Origin of the sequence: Sinorhizobium fredii USDA 205, assembly GCF_001461695.1 — a bacterium.
Lineage (GTDB): Bacteria > Pseudomonadota > Alphaproteobacteria > Rhizobiales > Rhizobiaceae > Sinorhizobium > Sinorhizobium fredii.
Genome location: NZ_AUTC01000085.1, coordinates 1 through 23,837 on the forward strand (window position 1 = coordinate 1; position 23,837 = coordinate 23,837).

Annotated in this window: 23 protein-coding genes; 12 read left to right on the forward strand and 11 right to left on the reverse strand. The window is 62.0% G+C overall.

The genetic code is table 11. From position 1 onward, the window contains the following. Positions 1 to 182 precede the first annotated feature (182 nt). Positions 183 to 1,694: a winged helix-turn-helix domain-containing tetratricopeptide repeat protein gene (locus N181_RS09575; protein ID WP_037397693.1), complete on the reverse strand. Its 1,512-nt coding sequence runs from the start codon at positions 1,692 to 1,694 to the stop codon at positions 183 to 185. 137 nt (positions 1,695 to 1,831) lie between these two features. Here N181_RS09575 and N181_RS09580 point away from each other — a divergent pair, with 137 nt between their 5' ends. Together N181_RS09580 and N181_RS09585 are read left to right on the forward strand one after the other, a co-directional pair. Continuing rightward, positions 1,832 to 2,101 carry a DUF1127 domain-containing protein gene (locus tag N181_RS09580; RefSeq protein WP_234818572.1) on the forward strand — a complete coding sequence of 90 codons (270 nt, stop codon included), beginning with the start codon at positions 1,832 to 1,834 and terminating at the stop codon, positions 2,099 to 2,101. 13 nt (positions 2,102 to 2,114) lie between these two features. Further along, entirely contained in the window at positions 2,115 to 3,377 is a 1,263-nt protein-coding gene (locus N181_RS09585; RefSeq protein ID WP_050984092.1) for an MFS transporter, read from the forward strand. Here N181_RS09585 and N181_RS09590 read toward each other — a convergent pair. Then, positions 3,331 to 4,086: an SDR family NAD(P)-dependent oxidoreductase gene (locus N181_RS09590; protein ID WP_037397690.1), complete on the reverse strand. Its 756-nt coding sequence runs from the start codon at positions 4,084 to 4,086 to the stop codon at positions 3,331 to 3,333. The genes N181_RS09585 and N181_RS09590 overlap by 47 nt on opposite strands. 364 nt (positions 4,087 to 4,450) lie before the next feature. Here N181_RS09590 and N181_RS09595 point away from each other — a divergent pair, with 364 nt between their 5' ends. The 7 genes from N181_RS09595 to N181_RS09620 all read left to right on the forward strand — a co-directional run bounded on the left by N181_RS09595 (position 4,451) and on the right by N181_RS09620 (position 9,275). Continuing rightward, positions 4,451 to 5,035, forward strand: coding sequence for a L,D-transpeptidase (locus tag N181_RS09595; RefSeq protein ID WP_037397687.1), 585 nt, complete (start codon positions 4,451 to 4,453; stop codon positions 5,033 to 5,035). 190 nt (positions 5,036 to 5,225) lie between these two features. Then, entirely contained in the window at positions 5,226 to 5,366 is a 141-nt protein-coding gene (locus N181_RS34720) for a hypothetical protein (RefSeq protein WP_018239837.1), read from the forward strand. A gap of 165 nt (positions 5,367 to 5,531) precedes the next feature. Next, positions 5,532 to 6,122, forward strand: coding sequence for a hypothetical protein (locus N181_RS09600; RefSeq protein ID WP_037397684.1), 591 nt, complete (start codon positions 5,532 to 5,534; stop codon positions 6,120 to 6,122). Positions 6,123 to 6,296: 174 nt separating this feature from the next. Further along, complete coding sequence (locus N181_RS09605; protein WP_014328453.1) at positions 6,297 to 6,884, forward strand: protein-S-isoprenylcysteine O-methyltransferase; 588 nt, start codon at positions 6,297 to 6,299, stop codon at positions 6,882 to 6,884. 10 nt (positions 6,885 to 6,894) lie between these two features. Then, positions 6,895 to 7,674 carry a hypothetical protein gene (locus N181_RS09610; protein WP_037397681.1) on the forward strand — a complete coding sequence of 260 codons (780 nt, stop codon included), beginning with the start codon at positions 6,895 to 6,897 and terminating at the stop codon, positions 7,672 to 7,674. Then, on the forward strand, positions 7,671 to 8,558 hold the full coding sequence (locus N181_RS09615) for an SDR family NAD(P)-dependent oxidoreductase (protein WP_037397679.1): 888 nt from the start codon (positions 7,671 to 7,673) through the stop codon (positions 8,556 to 8,558). The genes N181_RS09610 and N181_RS09615 overlap by 4 nt, the downstream gene beginning before the upstream one ends. Before the next feature lie 300 nt (positions 8,559 to 8,858). Continuing rightward, the gene (locus tag N181_RS09620) at positions 8,859 to 9,275 is read left to right on the forward strand and encodes a DUF4864 domain-containing protein (protein ID WP_014328450.1); all 417 of its coding nucleotides are present in this window, start codon (positions 8,859 to 8,861) and stop codon (positions 9,273 to 9,275) included. A 14-nt stretch (positions 9,276 to 9,289) separates the two neighbouring features. Here N181_RS09620 and tgt read toward each other — a convergent pair whose 3' ends face one another. From tgt to coaD, 5 genes are all read right to left on the reverse strand, one after another. Next, positions 9,290 to 10,420: a tRNA guanosine(34) transglycosylase Tgt gene (gene tgt / locus N181_RS09625; RefSeq protein WP_014328449.1), complete on the reverse strand. Its 1,131-nt coding sequence runs from the start codon at positions 10,418 to 10,420 to the stop codon at positions 9,290 to 9,292. After that, positions 10,417 to 11,502, reverse strand: coding sequence for a tRNA preQ1(34) S-adenosylmethionine ribosyltransferase-isomerase QueA (queA, locus tag N181_RS09630; protein WP_037397677.1), 1,086 nt, complete (start codon positions 11,500 to 11,502; stop codon positions 10,417 to 10,419). The genes tgt and queA overlap by 4 nt, the downstream gene beginning before the upstream one ends. A gap of 74 nt (positions 11,503 to 11,576) precedes the next feature. Further along, positions 11,577 to 12,086 carry a peptidylprolyl isomerase gene (locus N181_RS09635; RefSeq protein ID WP_014328447.1) on the reverse strand — a complete coding sequence of 170 codons (510 nt, stop codon included), beginning with the start codon at positions 12,084 to 12,086 and terminating at the stop codon, positions 11,577 to 11,579. 23 nt (positions 12,087 to 12,109) lie between these two features. After that, positions 12,110 to 12,682, reverse strand: coding sequence for a peptidylprolyl isomerase (locus tag N181_RS09640; RefSeq protein ID WP_014328446.1), 573 nt, complete (start codon positions 12,680 to 12,682; stop codon positions 12,110 to 12,112). Between the two features lie 24 nt (positions 12,683 to 12,706). After that, complete coding sequence (gene coaD / locus N181_RS09645; protein WP_037433700.1) at positions 12,707 to 13,201, reverse strand: pantetheine-phosphate adenylyltransferase; 495 nt, start codon at positions 13,199 to 13,201, stop codon at positions 12,707 to 12,709. A 228-nt stretch (positions 13,202 to 13,429) separates the two neighbouring features. Here coaD and N181_RS35200 point away from each other — a divergent pair, with 228 nt between their 5' ends. Continuing rightward, a complete protein-coding gene (locus N181_RS35200; RefSeq protein WP_037397670.1) occupies positions 13,430 to 13,561 on the forward strand; it encodes a hypothetical protein in 132 nt (43 codons plus the stop codon). A 193-nt stretch (positions 13,562 to 13,754) separates the two neighbouring features. Here the strand turns inward: N181_RS35200 and N181_RS09650 are convergent, their stop codons facing one another. From N181_RS09650 to N181_RS09660, 3 genes are all read right to left on the reverse strand, one after another. Continuing rightward, complete coding sequence (locus tag N181_RS09650; protein WP_037397667.1) at positions 13,755 to 15,155, reverse strand: MATE family efflux transporter; 1,401 nt, start codon at positions 15,153 to 15,155, stop codon at positions 13,755 to 13,757. Between the two features lie 181 nt (positions 15,156 to 15,336). Next, a complete protein-coding gene (locus tag N181_RS09655) occupies positions 15,337 to 16,587 on the reverse strand; it encodes a TCR/Tet family MFS transporter (RefSeq protein WP_141322066.1) in 1,251 nt (416 codons plus the stop codon). Positions 16,588 to 16,749: 162 nt separating this feature from the next. After that, a complete protein-coding gene (locus N181_RS09660; protein ID WP_037397661.1) occupies positions 16,750 to 17,658 on the reverse strand; it encodes a LysR family transcriptional regulator in 909 nt (302 codons plus the stop codon). 113 nt (positions 17,659 to 17,771) lie between these two features. Between N181_RS09660 and N181_RS09665 the strand changes: the two genes are divergently transcribed. Further along, complete coding sequence (locus N181_RS09665) at positions 17,772 to 18,770, forward strand: aldo/keto reductase (protein WP_014328439.1); 999 nt, start codon at positions 17,772 to 17,774, stop codon at positions 18,768 to 18,770. 42 nt (positions 18,771 to 18,812) lie between these two features. Here N181_RS09665 and ypfJ read toward each other — a convergent pair whose 3' ends face one another. Then, entirely contained in the window at positions 18,813 to 19,751 is a 939-nt protein-coding gene (gene ypfJ / locus N181_RS09670) for a KPN_02809 family neutral zinc metallopeptidase (RefSeq protein WP_037397656.1), read from the reverse strand. A gap of 456 nt (positions 19,752 to 20,207) precedes the next feature. On the opposite strand from ypfJ, the gene carB reads away from it, so the two are divergent. Continuing rightward, on the forward strand, positions 20,208 to 23,699 hold the full coding sequence (gene carB / locus N181_RS09675) for a carbamoyl-phosphate synthase large subunit (RefSeq protein ID WP_037397653.1): 3,492 nt from the start codon (positions 20,208 to 20,210) through the stop codon (positions 23,697 to 23,699). The last annotated feature ends 138 nt before the right edge of the window (positions 23,700 to 23,837 follow it).

The window sequence follows — 23,837 nt, forward strand, 5'->3', positions numbered from 1 at the left end:
GTCGGGTAGCGTCACACGCGCAAGTCGCAGTTCGGCATGAATTCACACCGCAAAGTTAAAGTGTCCTGATCCTGCAAAGTAAGAATGTCACTCTCCCAGCGTTTTGATGACGTGGGAGACTGCGGATGGGATTGATTGCGTTGAGCGAGCGCGATCTGCAGCGGATTGATCACCGGGGCTCGTCACTCCGGAAGACCAGCCTTGCGGAAGCCATCAACGAAATGTTCAAGCGTAGCAGCGTCGCGGAACGGCTCCGTCGCGGCCCAGTGGCGGATCGTGAAATGCGGGTTGCCGACGAGGAACAGTTCGACCTCTGCGCGCGCCTCGTCGAGGCGGCCCAGTTGGGCAAGGCTTGCCGCCAGGAAACGGCGCGAGCTTGTACGATAAGTCTCATCCCTGCGCAGTGTCTCGACGGCGGCCTCGTATTCGCCGGCCGCATAGTGCGCCTGGCCGAGCGCCAGATAGTACCAGCTTGGCGGAAACGGGTTCAGCCGAAACGCCTTGCGAATGTGCTCAAGGCCCTCCTCGACCCGCCCGGCCAGAACCGTGATGTCGGATAGTGCCGCCCAGGCGTCGGCCTCGTTCGGGTCGAGTTCTATCGCCTTGGTGAATTCCAAATCCGCCTCGGCGAAGCTGCGGTCATAGGCAAGCAGGTAAGCCAGAACCCAACGGCAGCCGGCATCGTTAGGATCGATCGCTACGGCCTTGCGCGCCAGTTCCAAAGCAGTGCTACGGGAAGATTCAGTTGGGCCGCCGGAATGCACCCATCCCATCCAGTGGTTTATGGCGAGCCAGCGATAGGCCTCGGCGTATTCCGGATCGAGCGAAACCGCGCGCGTGAGCATCAGATGCGCTTCCCGCGCCGTCTGCGGTGAATCATCCATCAACTTGCGCGCCCGCACGCAGAGATCGTAAGCCTCGAGGTTCTTGGGCCGATTGCGCGGCGGCGATCGTGCGCGCAGCCGGCCGAGCAATGCCTCCACGATCTTGTCGGTGACCTCGTCCTGAACGCCAAAGATGTCTTCCAGGCTGCGATCGAAGCGTTCCGCCCATAGATGCTCGCCACTCATCGCGTCGACCAACTGGGCGTTGATGCGCACGCGCCCTGCGGCGCGTCTTGCGCTCCCCTCCAGCAGGTAGCGAACGCCAAGCTCCTCAGCGATCCCGCGCACGTCCATCGCCTTTCCCTTGTAGGCGAAGGTCGAGTTGCGTGCGATGACGAACAGGCCGGAGCTCCTAGACAGGTCGGTGATCAGGTCTTCGGTCAACCCATCCGCGAAGGATTTCTGCTCGGGATCGTTGCTGAGATTCACAAAGGGCAGCACGGCGATCGATGGCTTGTCGGGCAGCGGCAAAGGTTTTCGCTTCGCACCGCCGAGCTGTTGGATGGCCCCCGTGAAGCGGTAGCCGACACGCGGAACCGTGGAGATCCATTCACCACCGTCGGCCGCCGGACCAAGCAGCTTCCGCAGCTGCGCGATCTGGACCGTGAGGTTGCCTTCCTCGACGGCCGTGCCCGGCCACGCCGCGTCCATCAACTCGGCCTTGCCGAGGATTTCGCCGGGCCGTTCGACGAGCGCCGCAAGCAGCTTTAGCCCGCGGTAGCCAACGGCAACGGGTTCATCGTTCCGAAGGAGCGTTCCCGCACCCGGATCAAGGACGAACGGACCAAAGGCAAAGCGCGATCCCTGCATAGGGCGCAGCTATAGCCCGTTTGGAAATATTTGAGAACTTTTTGGAAGGGCTTAAGTACGACGCCGTTGGTATTCCGCAGAATTCATCTTCTTTCAGGTCGAGGGTCCCCGGAGCCTCAAACCGATAGGAGGTTGCCATGAACACCACTCCCACCCTAGCGTCGGCCCCGCATCAGGCAGCGCCGCCGAGGACGCACGTCACGCCGGCCGACGTGTCGCGTCGGCACTACAGCCTGGCGACCCTGCGAAGCATTGTCGCGACCTGGCGCTGGCGGACACGCTTTCGCTGGGACCTTGAGCAACGGTTGAAGGACGACCCCCATTTGATCGACGATATCGGCCTGACGAGACCGCAGGTCGAGGCAGAGATCGCCAAGCCCTTCTGGCAAGTATCAAACCCTCTATGAGGCGAATGCTGCAATGACACCGGATCGCCAGTTGCCGCATGCCGCAGAGGTCTGCCGGCTCTTGCAGGGCACGACATCACCGCGAGAGGATCGCATCCCCTGGGCCGCGATGGCGGGCATCATCGCGACCGTCACGGTGTTCGCGCTCGCACAGGGGCTGACCTATCCGCTGCTCAGCTTCATCCTGGAGCGAAAGGGAACGACGCCCGGCCTGATCGGCTTGTCGGCAGCGATGACGCCGCTCGGTTTCATTGTATCCGCGCCGTTCATTCCGGCGCTGGCGCGGCACGTGGGCGGGGCGCGGCTTGCGATCCTGTGTTCGATGCTGGCCCCCCTCACCCTGATCGCGCTTGCCTTGACGCCGGACGTCTGGGTCTGGATGCCGCTGCGCTTGCTGCTCGGCTTCTGCGCCAATCCGCTCTACGTGATGAGCGAGACCTGGCTGATCTCGATCACCCCCGCGCCACGCCGGGGCCGCATCATGGGCCTCTATTCATCGGTCGTTTCGGGTGGCTTCGCCATCGGCCCGCTGTCGCTCGGCCTGGTTGGAACAGAGGGTTGGCCGCCCTTCCTGATCGGCATCGTGGCCTTCCTTCTCTGTGGCCTGATCGTGCTTGCGGTCGTGCCGCGCCTGCCGAAGATGCCGCATGAAGGCGAGACAACATCGGTCAGTGGCTTCTTCGTACTGGCGCCGCTGCTGTTGTTCGCGGTTTTCACTGCTGCCGGCTTCGAGCAGGTCCTGCTTTCCTTGTTCGCGGTCTATGGCGCCGCGCTCGGCAGCGCCGAGGAGCGCATCGCTTCGCTGATCACCTGTTTCATCACAGGCAATGCCGTGCTGCAGATTGTGCTCGGACGCGTGGCCGAACAGTTTGGCTCGACGCGGACCATGTTGGTCTGTGCCCTGGCTTCGCTGGTTGGCTGCCTGCTGCTGCCCTTGATCTTCAACGCGTGGCTCATCTGGCCGCTCGTTTTCGTCTGGGGCGGGGTCTCGTTCGGGATCTACACCATGTCGCTCATCCAACTCGGTGAGCGCTTCACCGGTCGAGCCTTGATCGCCGGCAACGCTGCCTTCGCGTTCGCATGGGGCGTCGGCGGCATCGTGGGCTCGCCCGCGACAGGACTGGCGATGCAACTGATCGGACATCAGGGGCTGCCATCATCCCTTGGCCTGCTGTGTTGTGCACTGGCGGTGTTTCTGATGGCGGAGAGAAGGTTCGATCCGGTTCGCCTCAGTGAGCCGTGTAGGCGCCGTCCACGAGATGATAGCTGCCGGTGATGAAACTCGCCTCATCGGACAAGAGAAAACAGACGAGCGCCGCCACCTCCTCCGGCGTCCCTCGCCGGCCCATCGGCTGCAGCGCCTCCAGCCGGCGGGTCTTCGCCAGCTCGGCATATTCCGACAGAAGCGGCGTTTCGATCCACCCGGGACCGACGGCGTTGATGCGGATGCCCATGCGCGCATATTCGATCGCTGCCGCCTTGGTAAGACCGACAACCCCATGCTTGGCTGCGGTATAGGCCGATGCGGTTGGCAAGCCGACGGAAGCGAGAATCGACGTCACGTTGACGATTGCGCCACCTCCCCGTCCCAGCATGGCTGCGATCGCGTATTTCATGCAATGGAAGGTGCCGGTCAGGTTCACGTCGATCACGCGCTCCCAGTTGTCGAGCGGATAGTCTCCGGTCGGCTTTCGGACGCCTTCGATGCCGGCGTTGTTGACGGCTAGGTCCAGGCCCCCGCATTCCCGGAGAGCGAAGTCGACCAATTGCTCGACAGCACCAGCGTCGGCGACATCGACCGTAAAATGGCGGGCCCGACCTCCCTTGCCGCGGATCTCGTCGACGATCCCCTCGGCGGCTTCTGGATTGAGATCGGCAACGACAACTTCCGCCCCCTCGCCGCTCAATTGCCGGGAGATGGCGGCGCCGATTCCCGAACCGCCGCCGGTAACGATGGCGATCTTGCCGTCGAAGCGCAGTTTCATGCTGTCGATCCTTCCTAGCTCTTCCCACTCCCAGTCGAGCAGACACGGGAGGTTGCCGCAAGGGTTTAATCTATCCCCGAAGCCGGCGGCCCGATGGCTCGATCGCGTCAGCCGTCATAACCGTTCGCGAGTCGACATCCGCGGGCCCAAGATTCGGGCGCCGAGAGGGACAACCCGACGCGAATCGGAGGGCCGATCCTCCGCGGCGACCCTTTGTAGCGTCTCGAATCGGGCCTGCACTCCCCTGATTCTGAACGTCAAATTCACCTCGTCGTGCCCGCCTGAGATGCGAGGCTTGGCACGGCGCCCGCAGCGGTGTTAAACACGCAGAACGGGGACTCACGAATTTTCTCAGCAGGTGAAGATGGACAAGAACCACGTTACGCGTCGCATGCTCGTGTTGGGTAGTCTGGCTCTCGTGGCCACCGGATGTAGTTCGATCGGGCGAACAATTGAAAGCCCCATCGCCTCCAGGACGCGTATCGATCCGCGCTACCGCAGGCAGGAAGTGGCCTATGACGGAGGCGAGGCACCGGGAACGATCGTCGTCAACACCGAAGAACGCTATCTCTACTATGTCCAAGGCGGCGGCTGGGCGGTTCGCTACGGCATCGGCGTTGGAGAGGAAGGGCGCACACTCAAGGGCAAGGCGACGATCGGCCGAAAGGCGGAGTGGCCGTCGTGGACACCCACCGAAAGCATGATGCGCCGCAAGCCTCACCTGCGCCAGTATGCGGGGGGCGTCTCAGGCGGATTACACAATCCGCTTGGTGCATCCGCTCTCTACCTCTATCGTGGCGGGAACGACACCATGTTCCGCCTGCACGGCACGAACGAACCATGGACGATCGGTCAGGCAGTATCGAGCGGTTGCATCCGCTTGACGAACGATGACATCGTTGATCTCTACAGTCGGACCCCCGTGGGGACCACGGTATTGATCATCTGATGGTATTTGCGCGCGTATTTGGTATAAATAATCAAGCCATGTGTGTTGAAGAACCCGTTGAACAGTTCCGGACCGACAAACCTGACGCCAACTGTGTCCTTCTTGCACTAGGCTAAGACGAGAATCGCCACTATTACTTGGAGTGTTGCCTTCGATAAACCATTCCGACTATTGAGGAAAGGACTTCTGAATGAGCAGAATTCTAATCGTTATGATCGCATTGCTTTCTGTCACCGGGCTGACCGCTTGTGACACGATTGGCAAGGGTAAAGGGAAGGCACCGCCGCCAGCTGCAGAGCCGGCAGTAGAGCCCGCTCCCGTTTATAAGTAGCAGCTGAATTTGCCCCGTGGGGAGGCTCGACAGATTCTCCCCACGGGGCGCCTTGAAGACCGAACACCTCAGGGCTGTCGGTCAAAGACGCCACTGATTGGCCCGAGCCGGCCCAAGTTCTGCTAAAATAGAGTATAGAGTTCGGCGACAGAGCGACGTGACGTGATGACATCTGCAGCAAGCCGTATCCTACCTGTAATCCTGCTCGCATTCGCGACGACAGCGTGCCAGACGCAAGACAAAAAACCCCAACCGGCCTATGTGTCGAGCAGCCAGAAAATTGGCGGGCCGGCCAAGCTGATATCCCAATCCCGAGAGCAAGGGTATTTCATCGAATTCCGCTCGCGCTATGCGCTGAGCTACGGCCACACCTATGCGGTTTTCGGCCGCACCAATGCGGCAGGGGCAATGATCAGCCCGGAAGTCGCGGGTCTGGCGCCGGCCACGAATGATGCCGCGCCCTATGTCCTTGGTCATTTCTTTCCCGTGCCGGCCGAGACCGGAGCGAGCGACGGCGACCTGGAAGAGGAATACAGGTCGGCCAGTTGGCGCATCATGCTGACCGAGGCAGAGTACAACGAGGTCGTCGCCTTCATACGAAAGCTGAAGGCTAAGTCGCGCGTCTGGCAGGCGTCGGTCTACAACTGCAATGCCTTCGTCGCTGAGATTGCGCGGTCCATGGGGTATAGCACTCCAGGCATCTGGCTAAGGCCGCAAGAATTCATTACAAGGCTCCGTGAGATGAATGGGGGCTAGCGCGATCGGCTCCAGCGCCGCGCGACTTTTCAGACGTGCAAAGGTGGCTGTAGCACTTTGAAACGCTGCATGTTTTTGTCCTTGAATCGGCTACGATTTAAGGAAACATGCAGTAGCCCTGCCCGCTTCGGCCAGCGGCATGATCGCGGATGAGCCGTGTTAGCTAGGATAAGCATGTCGATCGCTTCCATCGGGCAGATTATTTGGGTGCTTGGCATCGTCGCCTGGTACTTTATTCGCCGTCCCTACGAGCGCCGCGCCAAGCGCGTAGAGGTCGTCAGCAACCGCCGCACGGCTTCGGAGACGATCGGGCTGGCTGCGGCGTTGGCTGGCCTCGGAATCGTACCGGGATTTTATGTGGTAACCGGGATTCCCTCGGCAGCCGATTATCCGGCCAGCGCGTGGGCCGTGGCCATCGGAACCCTCGTCTTCGCTGCTGCGATGTGGGTGTTTCGCAGAACCCACAAGGAACTTGGCCGCAATTGGTCCATCACACTGGAGATCCGCGATCGGCATGAGCTGATCAGCGGCGGGCCTTATGCCCTCGTTCGCCACCCAATGTACACTTCGTTTCTGCTCATGGGTGTCGGGCAGGCCTTCCTGCTGTCGAACTGGGTCATGGGCTTCGCCGGACTGGTCGGTTTCGCGATCCTGTTTTTTCTGAGGGTGGACAAGGAGGAGCGCATGATGCTGGAAACATTCGGCCCGCAATACCGCGCCTACATGGAAAGAACCAAGCGGATCATTCCCTTTCTCTACTAGAGGTGTCCCGATGCGAGGCCGAGCTCTCAAGCTTTCGAGGCCGCGACGCCTCGTCGGCGATCTGATGCGGTTTTCGATTCGTGTGCCGCGGGTCACCGTGCAGCGACAGATGAATCTCGCTCCACTCCTTCAGGCCCGGATGTCCCAACAGAACAGACCGTCCTGGACTGTGCTGTTTCTCAAGGGGTACGCGCTTCTTTCTCTCGAAACCCCTGAACTCCGGCAGGCCTATGTCAAGCTGCCGAGACCTCAACTCTACGAATATCCGGGAAGCATTGCTTCCGTCGCTCACGAGCGCGAGCTTGGCGGCGAGCGGGCCGTGCTTCTGAGTTTGATCAAGACCCCCGAGCGCCGTTCTATCGCCGAACTCGCGGGCCTGATCGAGGCGGCACGGACGCGTCCCATCATGGAGGTGAAGGAGTTCCGCCGCGCCCTGAAGATCGCCCGGCTGCCGGCGCCGATCCGCTGGCTGCTCATGTGGCTGGGGCTCAATCTCGGTCGCCCGCGCGGCCGCCATTTCGGAACCTTCCAGTTGTCCGTCTATTCGGGGCTCGGCGCCGAATCGCTAAATCCGCTGACGCCCCTGACGACGATCTTCAACTATGGCCCGATCGACGGCCAGGGGACGGTAACCGTCCGAATCCATTATGATCACCGGGTCATGGATGGTGCCAATGTGGCGCGGGCGCTGGAGCGATTCGAAAGAATTCTGAATGGCGAAATCGCCGCCGAGGTGTCCGGTCAAACCGAAACCGTCGCCGTCGCGGGCGCTGTCCCCGGTGCCGCATGACGATGGACGTGCAGCTTCGGCCAGCCGTCGTCGTGGTGGGCGGCTCACGCGGAATCGGCAAGGCGATTGCCAGCGTCGCCGCCCGGGACGGCGCAAGCGTCGTGCTGGTGGCGCGCTCGCCGGACGGCCTCGCGGCCGCCGCCGCCGAAATGCCCAATGGCGGTGGCGAGGTGTTCACTTTCGCCTTGGATCTCCTGGCCGATGATGCGGCACGGCAGCTCGCATCGTTCCTGTCTGAACACGGCCTGTTCTGCGATGTCCTGGTCAACAGTGCCGGCTATGGTCTTCGAGGCAGCGCAACGGTGTTGCCTGTCGATGACCAGCTTGGCATCGTCGACCTCAACATACGGGCGCTGACCGATCTTACCCTTCGGTTCCTGCCGGGCATGGTGATGCGCGGCAGCGGCGGCGTCATCAATCTCGGTTCCGTAGCAAGCTTCACACCCGGCCCATACATGGCCCTCTATTATGCCAGCAAAGGCTTTGTCCGGTCGTTTTCAGAGGCACTCCACCAGGAACTGCACCGTACGGGCGTGACCGTGACCTGTGTCGCCCCGGGCCCGGTGTCGACCGAGTTCCTCGAGCGATCGGGCGCCAACAGGGCGGCACTTTTCAAAGTCCTGCCGAAAGTCGATTCTCAATACGTCGCCGAACGCGCCTGGAGTGGCTTCAGATCCGGCCGTCGGCTCATCATTCCCGGCATCTCGGCCAAGCTGGCAATTCTGATCACGTCCCTGATCCCTTCCGTGTTATTGCTGCCCTTGATCAGCCGCCTGCAGCGTCGGAGCAACGACCCCTGTCCTTGCGGATCCGGGAAGAAATACACGGCATGCCACGGTGCGCGCCAACGCAACGCCGAACGGGTGGTCTCCAAGCGCGACTAGATTGCGCCGAAGGCGGGCGCCCAGTCACGAGATTGTGACTGTTCGCGAGAGAGTTCAAAGATCTGGCGTAAATAACTGAAATATCAGCACCGCTCTTGATGATCGCCGCCCGCGATCACCCCATCAGCCGAAGGTGGTGCTTATCAACGCGGCCGCCGAGCATATGCTTGAATAACGAAAAGCTACTGCATGATTCCTTAAATCGGAATCGATTTAAGGACAAAATCATGCAGAATTTCATAGTGCTACAGCGACCTTAGCGCGTCCGATTGGACGCGCGGCGCTGAAATGGAGGCTCCCATGACCAGAGTGGTCTCCGTCGCTCTCTGTCTGCAGCTTGCGCTGGGCGCAGGACTAACGTTTGCAGACCCCGTTGATTCGGCCCAATCAATTATTCGAGCCCAGATCAGGGCTTTTCTCGAAGACGATGCGGAAACCGCCTATTCCTTCGCTTCCCCCGGGATTCGGGAGAAATTTCCGGACAAGCTGGTGTTCTTCGAGATGGTCAAGCAAAGCTACCAACACCTATATCGGCCGGGCAATTTCGCCTTCGGGCGATCGAAGCTGGTCGGCAAGGAAGTGATTCAGGAAGTGCTGATCGTCGGATCGGACGGCAAGGACTGGACAGCGATCTACGAGCTCGTCCCGCAGGCGGACGGGAGCTACAAGATCAATGGCGTAGTGATGGTGCAGACCGCACCCGGTCCGGCCCTCTGATCGTTTGTGCCGGCTTAAACCGGCGCAAGGTCGCCGCGCTCCCAGCCTTCCTGGGTCTCTGCCATGAAGTCTGCATAGCGCCCTTCCTCGATCGCCTTGCGGATTCCGGCCATCAGTTCCTGGTAATAGGCGAGATTGCTCCAGCTCAAAAGCATGCCGCCGAGCGATTCATTGGAACGGATCAGATGGTGCAGGTAGGCGCGCGAGTAATCCCGCGCCGCCGGGCACGAGGACTGTTCGTCGAGCGGCCGCGTATCTTCGGCATGGCGCGCATTGCGCAGATTGATCCGGCCGTAGCGCGTGAAGGCCAGTCCATGGCGACCGGAGCGGGTCGGCATGACGCAGTCGAACATGTCGATCCCGTGCGCGACCGACTTCAGGATATCGTCCGGCGTTCCGACGCCCATCAGGTAGCGCGGCTTCTCCGCGGGCAAGAGGGGGCAAGTCACGTCGAGCATGTCGAGCATCACCTCCTGCGGCTCGCCTACGGCAAGACCGCCGATCGCATAGCCCTTGAGGTCGAGCTCCTTCAGCGCCAGCGCGGAACGTTCGCGCAGCTTCGGCAGGTCGCCGCCCTGCACGATGCCGAACATTGCCTTGCCGGGCTGATCGCCGAAGGCGACCTTGCAGCGTTCCGCCCAGCGGATCGACATCTCCATTGCGCGCTCGATTTCGCCCGGCTCGGCCGGTAGCGCGACGCACTCGTCAAGCTGCATCTGTATGTCGCTGTCGAGCAGTCCCTGGATTTCGATCGAGCGTTCCGGCGACATATGATAGAGCGCGCCGTCGACATGGCTCTTGAAGGTCACGCCCTGTTCGTTGAGCTTGCGCAGGCTCGAGAGCGACATGACCTGAAAGCCGCCGCTGTCGGTCAGAATAGGTCTTTCCCAACGAATGAAGGTGTGCAGGCCGCCGAGCCGCGCAACACGTTCGGCGCCGGGACGCAGCATCAAATGGTAGGTGTTGCCGAGAATGATGTCGGCGCCGAGTTCACGTACCTGATCGAGATACATCGCCTTGACCGTGCCGACGGTTCCGACCGGCATGAAAGCCGGCGTCCGGATTGTCCCGCGCGGCATCGAAACCTCGCCGCGGCGCGCCTTGCCGTCGGTTGCAAGCAGCTTGAATTGAAACGTCTCGGTCATTGGTCTTTCCGGAAGAGCAGGCTTGCATCGCCATAGGAATAGAAGCGGTAGCCGGCGGCGATCGCATGGGCATAGGCGCCACGCATCGTTTCCAAACCGGCGAAGGCAGACACCAGCATGAACAAGGTCGATTTCGGCAGGTGAAAATTGGTCATCAACATATCGACGGCACGGAAGCGGTAGCCGGGAGTGATGAAGATCCCGGTCGGCCCCGACCAGGGATGGATCTTCCCGTCCTGCGTCGCGGCACTCTCGATCAGCCGAAGCGATGTCGTCCCAACGCAGACGATGCGTCCGCCGCGCGCCCGAACCGCGTTGAGCCTTTCGGCGGTCGCCGCGTCCACATGGCCGATTTCTTCGTGCATCACGTGATTGTCGGTGTCATCGGCCTTGACCGGCAGGAAGGTACCCGCCCCGACGTGCAGCGTGACGAAGTGGCGCTCGATACCGGCCTCGTCAAGCTCGGCAAACAGCCGATCGGTGAAGTGCAGGCCCGCCGTCGGAGCGGCGACGGCTCCTTCCTCGCGGGCGTAGACCGTCTGGTAGTCGGTCCGGTCGCGTGAATCCTCGGGGCGCTTGGAAGCGATGTAAGGTGGCAACGGAATGTGCCCCACTGACATGATCGCCTCGTCGAGCACCGGACCGGAAAGGTCGAAGCGAAGCGTGACCTCGCCTGCCTCGCCCTTATCTTCAACGGTTGCATCGAGCGAACCCAGCAGGCAGGCATTGCCGCCATGGCCGAAGCTGATCCGGTCGCCGGGCTTCAGCCGTCGCGCCGGCCGCGCAAACGCCTTCCAGCGGTCGGGGGCGACGCGCATGTGCAGCGTCAATGAGACCTGCGTGGCAACATCCTCGCCGCGTCGGCGAATGCCCTCGAGCTGGGCCGGGATGACCTTCGTATCGTTGAAGACAAGCGCGTCGCCGGGCCTGAGGAACGAAGGCAGATCGAGCACGCCGTGGTCGGAGAGAACGGGCTCCGCTTCAGGCCGCACCACGAGCATGCGGGCGCTGTCACGCGGGCTCGCGGGCCTCAGCGCAATGGAAGTCTCTGGCAGGTCGAAATCGAACAGGTCTACGCGCATAGAGGGGCCGAACAAAAGCAAACCCGCCCCGGTGGCTTAAGCGCGACCGGGGCGGGTCTGTGCATTAGCGCAAATCAGGCGTCCGCGGCAACCCGCATGGAGACGATCGAGTCGGGATCGCGCACCGGTTCGCCGCGCTTGATCTGGTCGATGACTTCCATGCCGTCGATGACCTGGCCCCAGACGGAGTACTGCTTATTGAGCCAGGGAGCGTCGGTAAAGCAGATGAAGAACTGGGAGTTCGCCGAATTCGGCATCTGGCTGCGGGCCATCGAGCAGGTACCGCGCACATGGGAAATCTCGGAGAACTCGGCCTTGAGGTCCGGCTTGGAGGAACCGCCCATGCCGGCGCGCGCCGGGTTGAAGTGCTCGCCGCCGGTCTTGCCGTACTGCACGTCGCCGGTCTGCGCCATGAAGTCCTCGATCACGCGATGGAAGACGACGCCATCATAGGCCCCCTCGCGCGACAATTCCTTGATGCGGGCGACATGGCCCGGAGCCACGTCCGGCCGAAGCTCGATCACCACCCTGCCCTTGGTGGTCTCCATGATGATCGTGTTTTCCGGATCCTTGATCTCGGCCATGGTTTTTCTCCTTCTGTCTGATCCTATTTGCCGACCTTGACGCTGATCATGCGGTCAGGGTCCGTGACGGCGCCGTTGTTGGCGTCGTCGCCAAGCTTGATCTTGTCGACATTCTCCATGCCTTCGACGACCTTGCCGACGACCGTGTATTGGCCGTTGAGGAAATCGCCCGGAGCGAACATGATAAAGAACTGCGAGTTGGCGCTGTCCGGGCTCTGCGAGCGCGCCATGCCGATGGTGCCGCGCTCGAAGGGAACATCCGAGAACTCTGCCTTGAGGTCCGGCTTCGAAGAACCACCCGTGCCGGCAGCCTCCGGCTGGAAGCCGTCTTTCATGTCGCCATACTGAACGTCGCCGGTCTGGGCCATGAAGCCTTTGATCACCCGATGGAAGGCGACGTTGTCGTATTCGCCGGCGGCGGCCAGTTCCTTGACCTGCTGCACATGCTTCGGCGCGATGTCCGGACGCAGCTCGATGACGACCGGGCCGTCCTTGAGCTCGATCGTCAGAAGGTTGTCGCTCGACTGCGCCTGGGCGCCTCCCGTGAAGGTGGCGAGCGCCAGGGCGCCTGCAAAAGCGAATTGGAGGATTTTCATGCGTTCTCCTTGCGTGGTGGAAGCTCAGGCTTGGTGCTTCGCCTGCAGCGCCTGAAAGACCGCCCTGGGAACAAAGGCGCTGACGTCGCCGCCCATGGCTGCGATCTGCCGGACCAATGTGGCCGTAATGGGCCGGGATGCTGTCCCCGCGGGCAGAAACAGTGTCTGGATATCGGGGGCCATTTGCCTGTTCATGCCGGCCATCTGCATCTCGTAGTCGAGATCCGTGCCGTCCCGCAGCCCACGCACCAGAAGGCTTGCGCCATGCTGACGGGCGGCATCGACGACCAGGTTGTCGAAGGCAACGACGGCGATGTCCCCCGCTCTTTCCGGCAGGAATTCGCCAAGCGAGCGGCGGATCAGACCTGCCCGCTCGTCGAAGGAAAACAGCGGCGTCTTGCCGGGATGAATGCCGATCGCGACGATCACCCTCGACGCTACGTTGAGCGCCTGAACGAGCACATCAAGATGACCGTTCGTCATCGGATCAAAGGAGCCGGGATAGAAAGCCGTGGTCATCGCGCCTGTTTCCGTTTGGTGAAGCCTTTTGTCACGGACCGCGGCCAACCGCAAGGGTGGCGCGATCCGCCTTGCCCTGTTCCACCGGAAACAGCAGCGACCGAAGGATGAATGCTAGATGAAGCCAATGTTCAAGATAGCTTCACACCGGAAGTTGTAGCCTGAAACAACAAGTGAATGGAACTTTTCCAAATGGCATGCCGTTGTAGCAGCTGAAAGGAGACGGACATGGGACTTGCTCTGTTTTCGATGGCGATGTTTTTCGCGATGATTTTTGCGACGATCCATGCGCTTCGCAACGAGGCCCGTGACCGCGTGACGGTCCTGTCGGCAGCAACAGATAGGCTGAGGAGAAAATGAGGGCGACAGCGACGGTAAGAATGTCGCCATCGCCTTGATATGAATGCCTCCAGGAAACTTCTGCCAGGAAGTTTCACAACAAGCGGTCTCATTTCTTCCCCTGATGAGACCGCTCATTATGAGCCGGACGGCATCCCCTGCCCGTCCGGCTATTCTTTTGCCCGGTTCGTGTATCGCTCGATTGCAAAGGCAATCACACGACAATGGGGCTGCGCATCGAATGGATGAGGCGGAAGAAGCGCCAGTTGAGCAGCAGGGCGGCCGCCGCCAGCCCCAGCACGAATCCAAACCAGACGCCGACGCCGCCGAACTCTAGCGGAAAGGCGAAGACCCAGGCGCAGACGAAGCCGATCGGCCAATAGGAAATCATCGCCAGGATCATCGGCACGGTCGTGTCCTTCAGGCCGCGCAGCATGCCGGCGGCGATCGCCTGGAGCCCATCGACCAATTGGAACGCGCCCGCAATGACAATCAGCGGACCGGCGAAGGCAAGCACTTCGGCGGCATCGGGCCGGGCGGTGTCGAGATAGAGGGTCGCGAGTTGGTAGGGAAGCAGCGCAAAGATCGTGCTGCCGATGGCCGCGAACCCGCAGCCGAGGGCGAGCACGGCGACGGCGGCGCGCCGGACGCCGACGAGATCGCCGCTGCCATAGGCGAGACCGACGCGCACCGTGCCCGCCTGGGCAAGGCCGAGCGGAATCATGAAGGCGATCGAAGCGAACTGGAGCGCAATGCCATGCGCCGCGAGCTCGATGGTGCCGATCGTCCCCATCAGCAGCGAAGCGACAGTGAAGAGGCTCACTTCCGCAAGGATCGTCAGCGAAATCGGAACGCCGAGATAGATGACCTCGCGGAAAGCCGGCCAGTCCGGGCGCCAGAAGCGCACGAACAGCTCATGCCGATCGAGTTCTGGCTGGCTGCGTATGTAGCCGATCGTCAGCGCTGCACCAAGCAGCGCCACGCCGAGAGCGGCGACCGCGGCACCGAATATGCCAAGCGCCGGAAAGCCGAAATGGCCGTAGATCAGCAGATAGCAGAGCACGGCGTTGAGAACCAGGGTCGCGAGTGTCACGTAAAGAATGATCCCGGCCCGCTCCAGGCCGCTGAGGAACGCCCGCAGCACCATGAAGATCAAGCTCGGAAAGATCGCCCATTGCGCGATATGGAGATACTCCGCTGCAAGAGCCGAGACCTCGGGCTTCTGGCCGGCGAAAAGCAGGATCGGCTCGGCCATCCAGAGGATCGGCGCGGTCATGAGGCCGTAGAGCAAGACCACCCACATGCCCATGCGCACGGAGCGGCGAACCGAAACTTGGTCGCCCCGACCCTGGGCCTGCGCGACCATGGGTACCACGGCATTTGCGAAGCCGCTGCCGAATATGAAGACGGTGAAAAAGAACTGTGTGGCAAGGATGATCGCCGCGAGCTGGACCGCCCCGAGCCTGCCGACCATCAGCACGTCGGTGGTATTGATGGCGAGCTGTGCGAGTTGCGCACCGATGAAGGGTACGCCGAGATAGACGCTGGCCCGGAAGTGGGTGCCCCACGAATTGTCGGTTTGTGCAGGCACAAGCTCTCGGTTCGCGGTCAGCATGGAATAATCCTCGCTCTGCGGCGCAATGGGCATCAAATTCTAGGAGTAAGCCGAATTACAGCACCACCGGGACGGGCGCCAGCGACAAGGCGGATCTGCTTAATTTTTCATCGGTCTATCAAGAAAATTGATCAATCCGCAGGCGCTTGCGATTGCGGCACAAACTGTTCCCGCGGACCGTTCACCGAAGTCGGCTCGGCATCCTGAAATGCACCGGCGTCGACGTGCCGCACCCGCAGCAGGAACACGGAAGGCTTGCGACGATCAGGCACGCCGCCACGGCATAAGGCGCGCCGGAGAACGAGTAACCGGCTGCAGGGCCTGTGAAGAGGGCAAAGATCTGTGTGAAGAGAAGCGGTCCGAGGATCGTCGTTATGCTCGAAATGCTGGTGAGAGCGCCTTGCAGTTCGCCTTGCGCCGAGGGCGGCACGTGGACCGACGCGATGCTGCGCAATGGCGGATCGGCGAGACTTTCGAGCGCCGTCGCGACGATTACCGCATAAACCATCCAGCCCTGCCAGGCAGCCGCGTAGCCGGCCATGCCAAGCGCCGTAAAGACGAGACCAAGCGTCGCCGTTCTTCGCTCACCCAATTGCGACACGACGCGCGGCAGGACGACCGCCATCACCAGCGCTCCGCCAACGCCAAAGATGCCGAGTGACAGTCCGATCTGCCCTTCGCTCCAGCCGTAGCGGTAGGACGAAACGAACGACCAGACCGCCGGATAGACGGCATGGGCGAGCCAATAGAGAAAGAAGACGAGACCCACCCAGCCGATGCCTGGATAGCTGCGCATCTGCTTCAGCGCGCCGAGCGGATTTGCCCGATGCCACTCGAAGCGGCGCCGATTTGCCGGATGAAGCGTCTCGGGCAGCATGAACAGGCCGATCGCGAAGTTGACGAAGGACAGCGCGGCGGCGCCGTAAAAGGGGACGCGCGGACCCAGTTCGCCGAGGAGACCGCCGATCACTGGACCGAGCGCGAATCCCGTGCCGAAGGCGATGCCGATCAACCCGAAGTTCCTGGCGCGGTTGCTATCGTCGCTGACGTCGGCGATGAAGGCGGAGGCAGTGCCAAAGCTCGCGCCGCTGATGCCGGCGAGAATGCGGCCGACAAACAGCATCCAATAGCTCGTCGCCAGCGCGCAGATCAGATTGTCGATCGCGAACGTCAAGACCGAGGCCAGCAGGATCGGCCGCCGTCCGAACCGGTCGCTCAAATTGCCGATCACCGGCGCAAAGAGAAACTGCATCCCCGAATAGACGAGCAGCAGCCAGCCGCCCTCGATAGCAGCCTCGCCGACATTCGCCCCGGTCAGTTCCTGAAGATAGCTCGGCAGCACGGGCACGATGATCGCGATGCCCATGATGTCGAGAAGCAGAATCAAGAAGACGAGGAACAGGCCGCGTCGCACGAATTTCTTGTCGAGCATGAAGCTCCCCTCCCCGCTGTCCGCCGCAGCGGAGACAGAACAAGAACGACGTCACCAAATAAGGTTTATCGCATCGTCTGGACCGAAACAATGCAAGAACATTTCAAAGGTTCTTATCGGAATAATCACAATCACGAATGAGTCTCCGTGCCGCGCCTGCGTTCATCGCGACGACTGTCGCTGCCGTGCCTTCAGGAAATCGACGAAGGCGCACAGCGGCGGCGGCATATGTCGCCGGCCCGCGTAATAGAGATAGGGTCCGGGGAAGCTGGTTACCCATTCTTCCAGAATAGGAACGAGGCGCCCGGCTTTGATTTCCGGCACCAGGAATTCTTCGAAGGTCCGGATAATTCCGAGCCCGTCAACGGCAGCGCTGATCTCGAGATCGATTGTATTGGCGAGCACTGTTGCCGGCGGCGCAACGGTGATTGCCGCCTCGCCCTCGCCGAATTCCCAGGGCAATGCGATGCCGTTCTGAAACCGATGGCGGATGGTGGCGTGATCGAGGATATCGCGCGGATGCCGCGGCACGCCGCGCCGGGCAAGATAGGTGGGTGCGGCCGCCGTTATGTAGCGCTGCACCCGCGGCCCGATCGGTATGGCGATCATGTCCTTTTCGAGTCGCTCCTCGTAACGCACACCCGCATCGAAACCGGCGGCCAGAACGTCGATGAATCCGTCGTCGGCGGTAACTTCCAGGGCGATCGCCGGATGAGCCTGGAGAAAGGGACCGACGATGGCGGGCAGGATTTCACGCGCAACGATTGTCGGCACGTTCAACCGCAAGGTTCCAGCCGGGTTGTCGCGTTCGCTGGCCGCTTGGTCGAGGGCGCCAGTGATCTCGCCGAGCGCTGGGGTCAACCGCTCGACGAGGCGCCTGCCGGCCTCCGTCACCGTGACGCTGCGCGTGGTGCGATTGAGCAGCCTGACGCCCAGCCTGGATTCGAGCCGCCGCAGCGCTTCGCTGAGTGCGGAGGCCGATACGCCCCGCTTCTTCGCGGCCGTGCGAAAACTGCGTTCGCGCGCCACAGCTGCGAAGGCGTCGAGATCGGCAAGGGGAAGGTCGTCCATTGTGCGATAATCCGTACAAGCTGTCGCGTGAATACCGGATTATCGCACAGAGCGACCAGGAGTAAACCTTGCAGCGACGAAACGGCCGCAAGGCCTCGCCAAGGAGAAGTGAGATGCAGATAGTTTCGCTAGGCACGTCCGGCCCAGAGGTCTCGGCGATTGGCCTCGGCTGCATGGGGATGTCGGGTATGTACGGTCCGGCCGATCGGGCAGAAAGCATTGCTACTATTCATGCTGCACTCGAAGCCGGCATCACGCTGCTCGATACGGGCGACTTCTACGGCATGGGGCACAACGAAATGCTGATCCGCGAGGCGCTCACGGGCGGGCGTCGCGACAAGGTGCAACTGAGCGTCAAGTTCGGTGCGCTGCGCGATGCGGCCGGCGGCTGGTCCGGTTACGATGGACGGCCGAAGGCGGTGCGGAATTTCCTCGCCTACAGCCTTCAACGCCTCGGCGTCGACCATATCGATATCTATCGCCCCTCCCGTCTCGACCCGGATGTGCCGATCGAAGAGACGATCGGAGCAATCGCGGACATGGTGAAGGCGGGTTACGTTCGCCATATCGGCCTGTCCGAGGTCGGAGCGGAGACGATCCGCCGCGCCGCCGCCGTCCATCCCATCAGCGACCTGCAGATCGAGTATTCGCTGATCTCGCGAGGAATTGAGGACCAGATCCTCCCGACGTGCCGAGAACTCGGGATAGGCATCACCGCCTATGGCGTGCTGTCGCGCGGCCTGATCAGCGGTCACTGGCAGAAAGACGCGGCCAAAAACGGCGATTTCCGAGCCATGAGCCCCCGCTTCCAGGATGGCAATCTCGAACAGAACCTCGCTTTGGTCGAAGCGTTGAGACGCATTGCGGCCGACAGGGGCGCGACGGTGGCGCAGATCGCCATTGCCTGGGTCGCCGCTCAGGGCAGAGATATCGTGCCGCTCGTCGGTGCCCGGCGGCGCGACCGTCTTTCCGAGGCGCTTGGCTCGCAGGCGGTTCGTCTGGATGCCGGGGATCTCGCCGCAATCGAGCGCGCCGTTCCGAAGGACGCTGCCGCCGGTGCGCGCTATCCCGAGGCACAGCTTGTCCATATGGATAGCGAACGGCGGGGATAACGGTGCATAACTGGCCGGGCTTGGCCCGGCCCGTCCGAAGTTTCAAACCGAACCGGAGAAGGTGTCACAGTCCGACATCCTGCCGCTGTCGAAGCCGCGCCTGAACCACTTCATCCGTTGCTCCGAGGTGCCGTGGTTGAAGCTCTCCGGCACGACATAGCCCTGCGTGCGTTTCTGCAGCGTGTCGTCACCGATCTGGGTCGCGGCATTGAGTGCCTCTTCGAGGTCGCCGCGCTCCAGCAAGCCCTTCTGTTCGGTGTATTTGCCCCAGATGCCGGCAAAGCAATCCGCCTGTAGCTCGACGCGGATCGACATCTGGTTCGCCTCGACCTCGCTCATGCGCTGACGCATCTGATTGAATTTCGGCAGGACACCGACCAGGTTCTGAACGTGGTGGCCCACCTCGTGTGCCAGGACATAGGCTTGGGCGAAATCGCCGGCCGCCTCGAACTTCTGTGCGAGCTCCTCGAAGAAGCTCATATCGAGATAGACCTTGCGGTCGCCCGGGCAATAGAAGGGGCCTGACGCCGCCTGGGCGAACCCGCAGGCCGACTGGACGGCACCGTTGAAGAGCACCAGCTTCGGCTCCTCGTATTGTTGGCCGCCGGCCTGGAAGATGCCGTTCCAGGTGTCTTCGGTTTCCGCAAGCACGGTCGCCATGAACGACTTCATTTCCTCTTCTTCGGCCGAGCCGCGCGGCGCCTCAGAACCATCACTCTGCTCGAAGCCGGGCATGTTCACCGGGCCACCCTCGAGCACCTGGAGCATGTCGATGCCCATGGCCCGGAGGATGAAATAGAGGATGACGAGGAAGATGATCGTGCCGAAGCTCAAGCCACCGCCGGCGCGACGCATGCCGCCCCCGCCGGTCGGGATGCGGAATCCTCCGCCGCGGCCGAAGGGGCCGCCTCCAAGGCCGCCGGGGCTTGCGCCCCGCTGATCCTCGACGTTGCTGGACTGGCGGCGACCCTTCCATTCCATGATCTGTCCTCCGGAGACGTCGCTTCCACCTTGGCGCGTTGAATAGTTATATGCCCGCACGACGATCCATGTAAAACGCAATCGTCACGGGGCGGTTTCATCTGACGGGTCATTTTCTGCGGTAACTCCGACCCCTGCGCGCCTGAGCGGCGGATGACGTCGCTTTGCTTTCGCGCTCCCATTCACGAGGAGCGGCACCAAGGTGCATGGAGCGCTGGTGACCGCGCCATCCGAACAGGCCGCGGACCGCAAGCGAATATCGGTGAGCGAGGCCGCTTTGACCGATGCTTCCGAATATCTTCGCTTTATTGTCGATTCCGGAATTTTCGGGGTTTCGCTGGCAAAGACATTTGCCTATAAGCCGCTTCTAGCCTGAAAACACCATTCATTGCGCACCCGGCCGGTGATCTCCCACCTCGGCCGGTTTTTCGCGCAACCAGAAAACGGATGAGAACCATGCCGAAGCGCCAAGATATCAAATCGATCCTCATCATCGGCGCGGGACCGATCGTGATCGGCCAGGCATGCGAGTTCGATTACTCCGGCACCCAGGCTTGCAAGGCGCTCAAGGAGGAAGGCTATCGCGTCATCCTCGTCAACTCCAACCCGGCGACGATCATGACCGATCCTGGGCTGGCGGACGCGACCTATGTCGAGCCGATCACGCCCGAAGTCGTCGCCAAGATCATCGCCAAGGAACGCCCCGATGCGCTGCTGCCGACCATGGGCGGCCAGACGGCATTGAACACGGCGCTCTCCCTGCGCCGGATGGGCGTTCTCGACCGCTACAATGTCGAGATGATCGGCGCCAAGCCCGAGGCGATCGACAAGGCCGAGGACCGCGCCCTTTTCCGCGAAGCGATGGCCAAGATCGGGCTCGAAACACCCGAGTCGCGGCTGGCGAACGCCACCGACATCAAGGACCTGGACCGCAAAGCCCATGAGGCGGAACGTGCCGCGCTCAAGGCGAAATTTTCCGGTAACGACCTCGACTCGGCCCTCGACGAGCTCGAGAACAAGTGGAACCTCGGCGAAGGCGACCGCAAGCAGCGCTATGTGAACCACGCCATGGCGATCGCCGCGCAGGCGCTCGACGATGTCGGCCTGCCGGCGATCATCCGGCCGTCCTTCACGCTGGGCGGCACGGGCGGTGGCATCGCCTACAATCGGTCGGAATTCTTCGAAATTGTCGGCAGCGGTCTCGATGCGTCGCCGACGACCGAAGTCCTGATCGAGGAGTCGGTGCTCGGCTGGAAGGAATATGAAATGGAAGTCGTCCGCGACAAGGCGGACAATTGCATCATCATCTGCTCGATCGAAAACATCGACCCGATGGGCGTGCATACGGGCGATTCGATCACCGTCGCGCCGGCGCTGACGCTGACCGACAAGGAATATCAGATCATGCGCAACGCCTCGATCGCGGTCTTGCGCGAGATCGGCGTCGAAACCGGCGGATCGAACGTGCAGTTCGCGGTCAATCCGGAAAACGGCCGCCTGGTTGTCATCGAGATGAACCCGCGCGTCTCGCGCTCTTCGGCGCTCGCTTCCAAGGCCACCGGTTTCCCGATTGCTAAGATCGCCGCCAAGCTTGCTATCGGCTATACGCTCGACGAACTGGAGAACGACATCACGGGAGGAGCCACGCCGGCCTCCTTCGAACCGTCGATCGACTATGTCGTCACCAAGATCCCGCGCTTTGCCTTCGAGAAGTTCCCCGGCGCCGAGCCGACGCTGACCACGGCAATGAAGTCGGTCGGCGAAGTCATGGCAATCGGCCGGACCTTTGCGGAATCGCTGCAGAAGGCGCTTCGGGGGCTCGAAACGGGACTGACCGGTCTCGACGAGATCGAAGTTCCGGATTTCGACGAGAACGGCGACGGCCGCAACGCCATCCGCGCCGCGATCGGCACGCCGACCCCCGACCGGCTGCGCATGGTCGCCCAGGCGCTGCGCCTCGGCATGACAGAGGCGGAAGTGCACGAGGCCTGCAAGATCGATCCCTGGTTCATTGCCCAGCTCAAGGCAATCGTCGACATGGAGACCCGCATCCGGGAGCACGGCCTGCCGCAGGATGCGGAAAACCTCAGAATGCTGAAAGCGATGGGCTTCTCGGATGCGCGGCTTGCGACGCTCACCGGCAAGCGCCCGAAGGAAGTGGCGGAATTGCGCAACGCGTTGAACGTCCGCCCGGTCTACAAGCGCATCGACACCTGTGCGGCCGAATTCGCCTCGCCGACCGCCTACATGTATTCCACTTATGAGACTCCGTTCGTCGGCGCGGCCCGCTCCGAGGCACAGGTCTCCGATCGCAAGAAGGTCGTCATTTTGGGTGGTGGCCCGAACCGGATCGGCCAGGGCATCGAGTTCGACTATTGCTGCTGCCACGCGGCCTTCGCGCTGAAGGATGCCGGCTACGAAGCGATCATGATCAACTGCAACCCGGAAACCGTTTCGACCGACTATGATACCTCCGACCGGCTCTATTTCGAGCCGCTGACGGCGGAAGACGTGATCGAGATCATGCGCGCTGAACAGGAAAACGGCACGCTGCACGGCGTCATCGTGCAGTTCGGCGGCCAGACGCCGCTGAAGCTTGCCGAGGCGCTCGAGAAGAACGGCATCCCGATCCTCGGCACGGCACCCGACGCGATCGATCTTGCCGAAGACCGCGACCGTTTCCAGAAGCTGCTGATGAAGCTCGACCTCAACCAACCGCGCAACGGCATCGCCTACTCCGTCGAGCAGGCGCGCCTCGTCGCCGCCGAAATCGGCTTCCCGCTGGTCGTGCGCCCGTCCTATGTCCTCGGCGGCCGCGCCATGCAGATCATCCATTCGGAAAGCATGCTGCAGACCTACCTGCTCGATACGGTTCCGGGACTTGTGCCGGAAGACATCAAGCAGCGCTATCCGAACGACAAGACCGGCCAGATCAACACGCTGCTCGGCAAGAATCCGCTGCTCTTCGACAGCTATCTGACCAATGCGATCGAGGTGGACGTCGATTGCCTCTGCGACGGCAAGGACGTCTTCGTTTGCGGTATCATGGAGCATATCGAGGAGGCCGGCATTCACTCCGGCGACTCGGCCTGCTCGCTGCCGGTACACTCGCTCGACAAGAACCTCGTCGACGAGCTCGAGCGCCAGACGGCGGCGCTCGCCAAGGCGCTGAACGTCGGCGGCCTGATGAACGTGCAGTTCGCCATCAAGGACGGCACGATCTACGTCCTCGAAGTCAACCCGCGCGCGTCCCGCACGGTTCCCTTCGTCGCCAAGACGATCGGCGCGCCGATTGCGAAGATCGCCGCCCGGGTGATGGCCGGGGAAAACCTGGACGATGCGATCGCCGCCTATGGCAAGAAGCCGGATCCGCGCAATCTCAAGCACATTGCCGTCAAGGAAGCCGTGTTCCCATTTGCACGCTTCCCGGGGGTCGACACCCTCCTCGGCCCGGAAATGCGCTCGACCGGTGAAGTGATCGGCCTCGATACGGATTATGCGCTGGCCTTCGCCAAGTCCCAACTCGGCGCCGGTGTCGACCTGCCGCGCGACGGAACGGTTTTCGTCTCGGTGCGTGACGAGGACAAGGTACGGGTGCTCCCGGCCATCCGCGTTCTCGCGGATATCGGCTTCAAGGTCGTGGCAACTGGCGGTACCGCCCGCTTCCTCGGCGAACACGGCATCACCGCCACCAAGATCAACAAGGTGCTCGAGGGGCGGCCGCACGTCGAGGACGCGATCCGCAACCGCCAGGTCCAGCTTGTCATCAACACCACGGACGGAAACAAGGCGATCTCCGACTCGAAGTCGCTCCGTCGTGCGACGCTGATGCAGAAGGTTCCCTACTACACGACCATGGCGGGGGCCGAGGCGGCGGCGCAGGCCATCAAGGCGCTGAAGGCCGGGAGCCTCGAGGTGCGTCCGCTGCAGAGTTATTTCGACGCTTGACGGAAAGACTTGGCGTCCCCGGAATTCGCGGGTACGCCACCGCACGCTCCTGAATACAAACTGAACGTCTGGTTCAGGCCTCATTCGGGTACGGCGTGGTTTTCTGGCCCCATGAGCAGCGAAGCCGACGTCAACCGG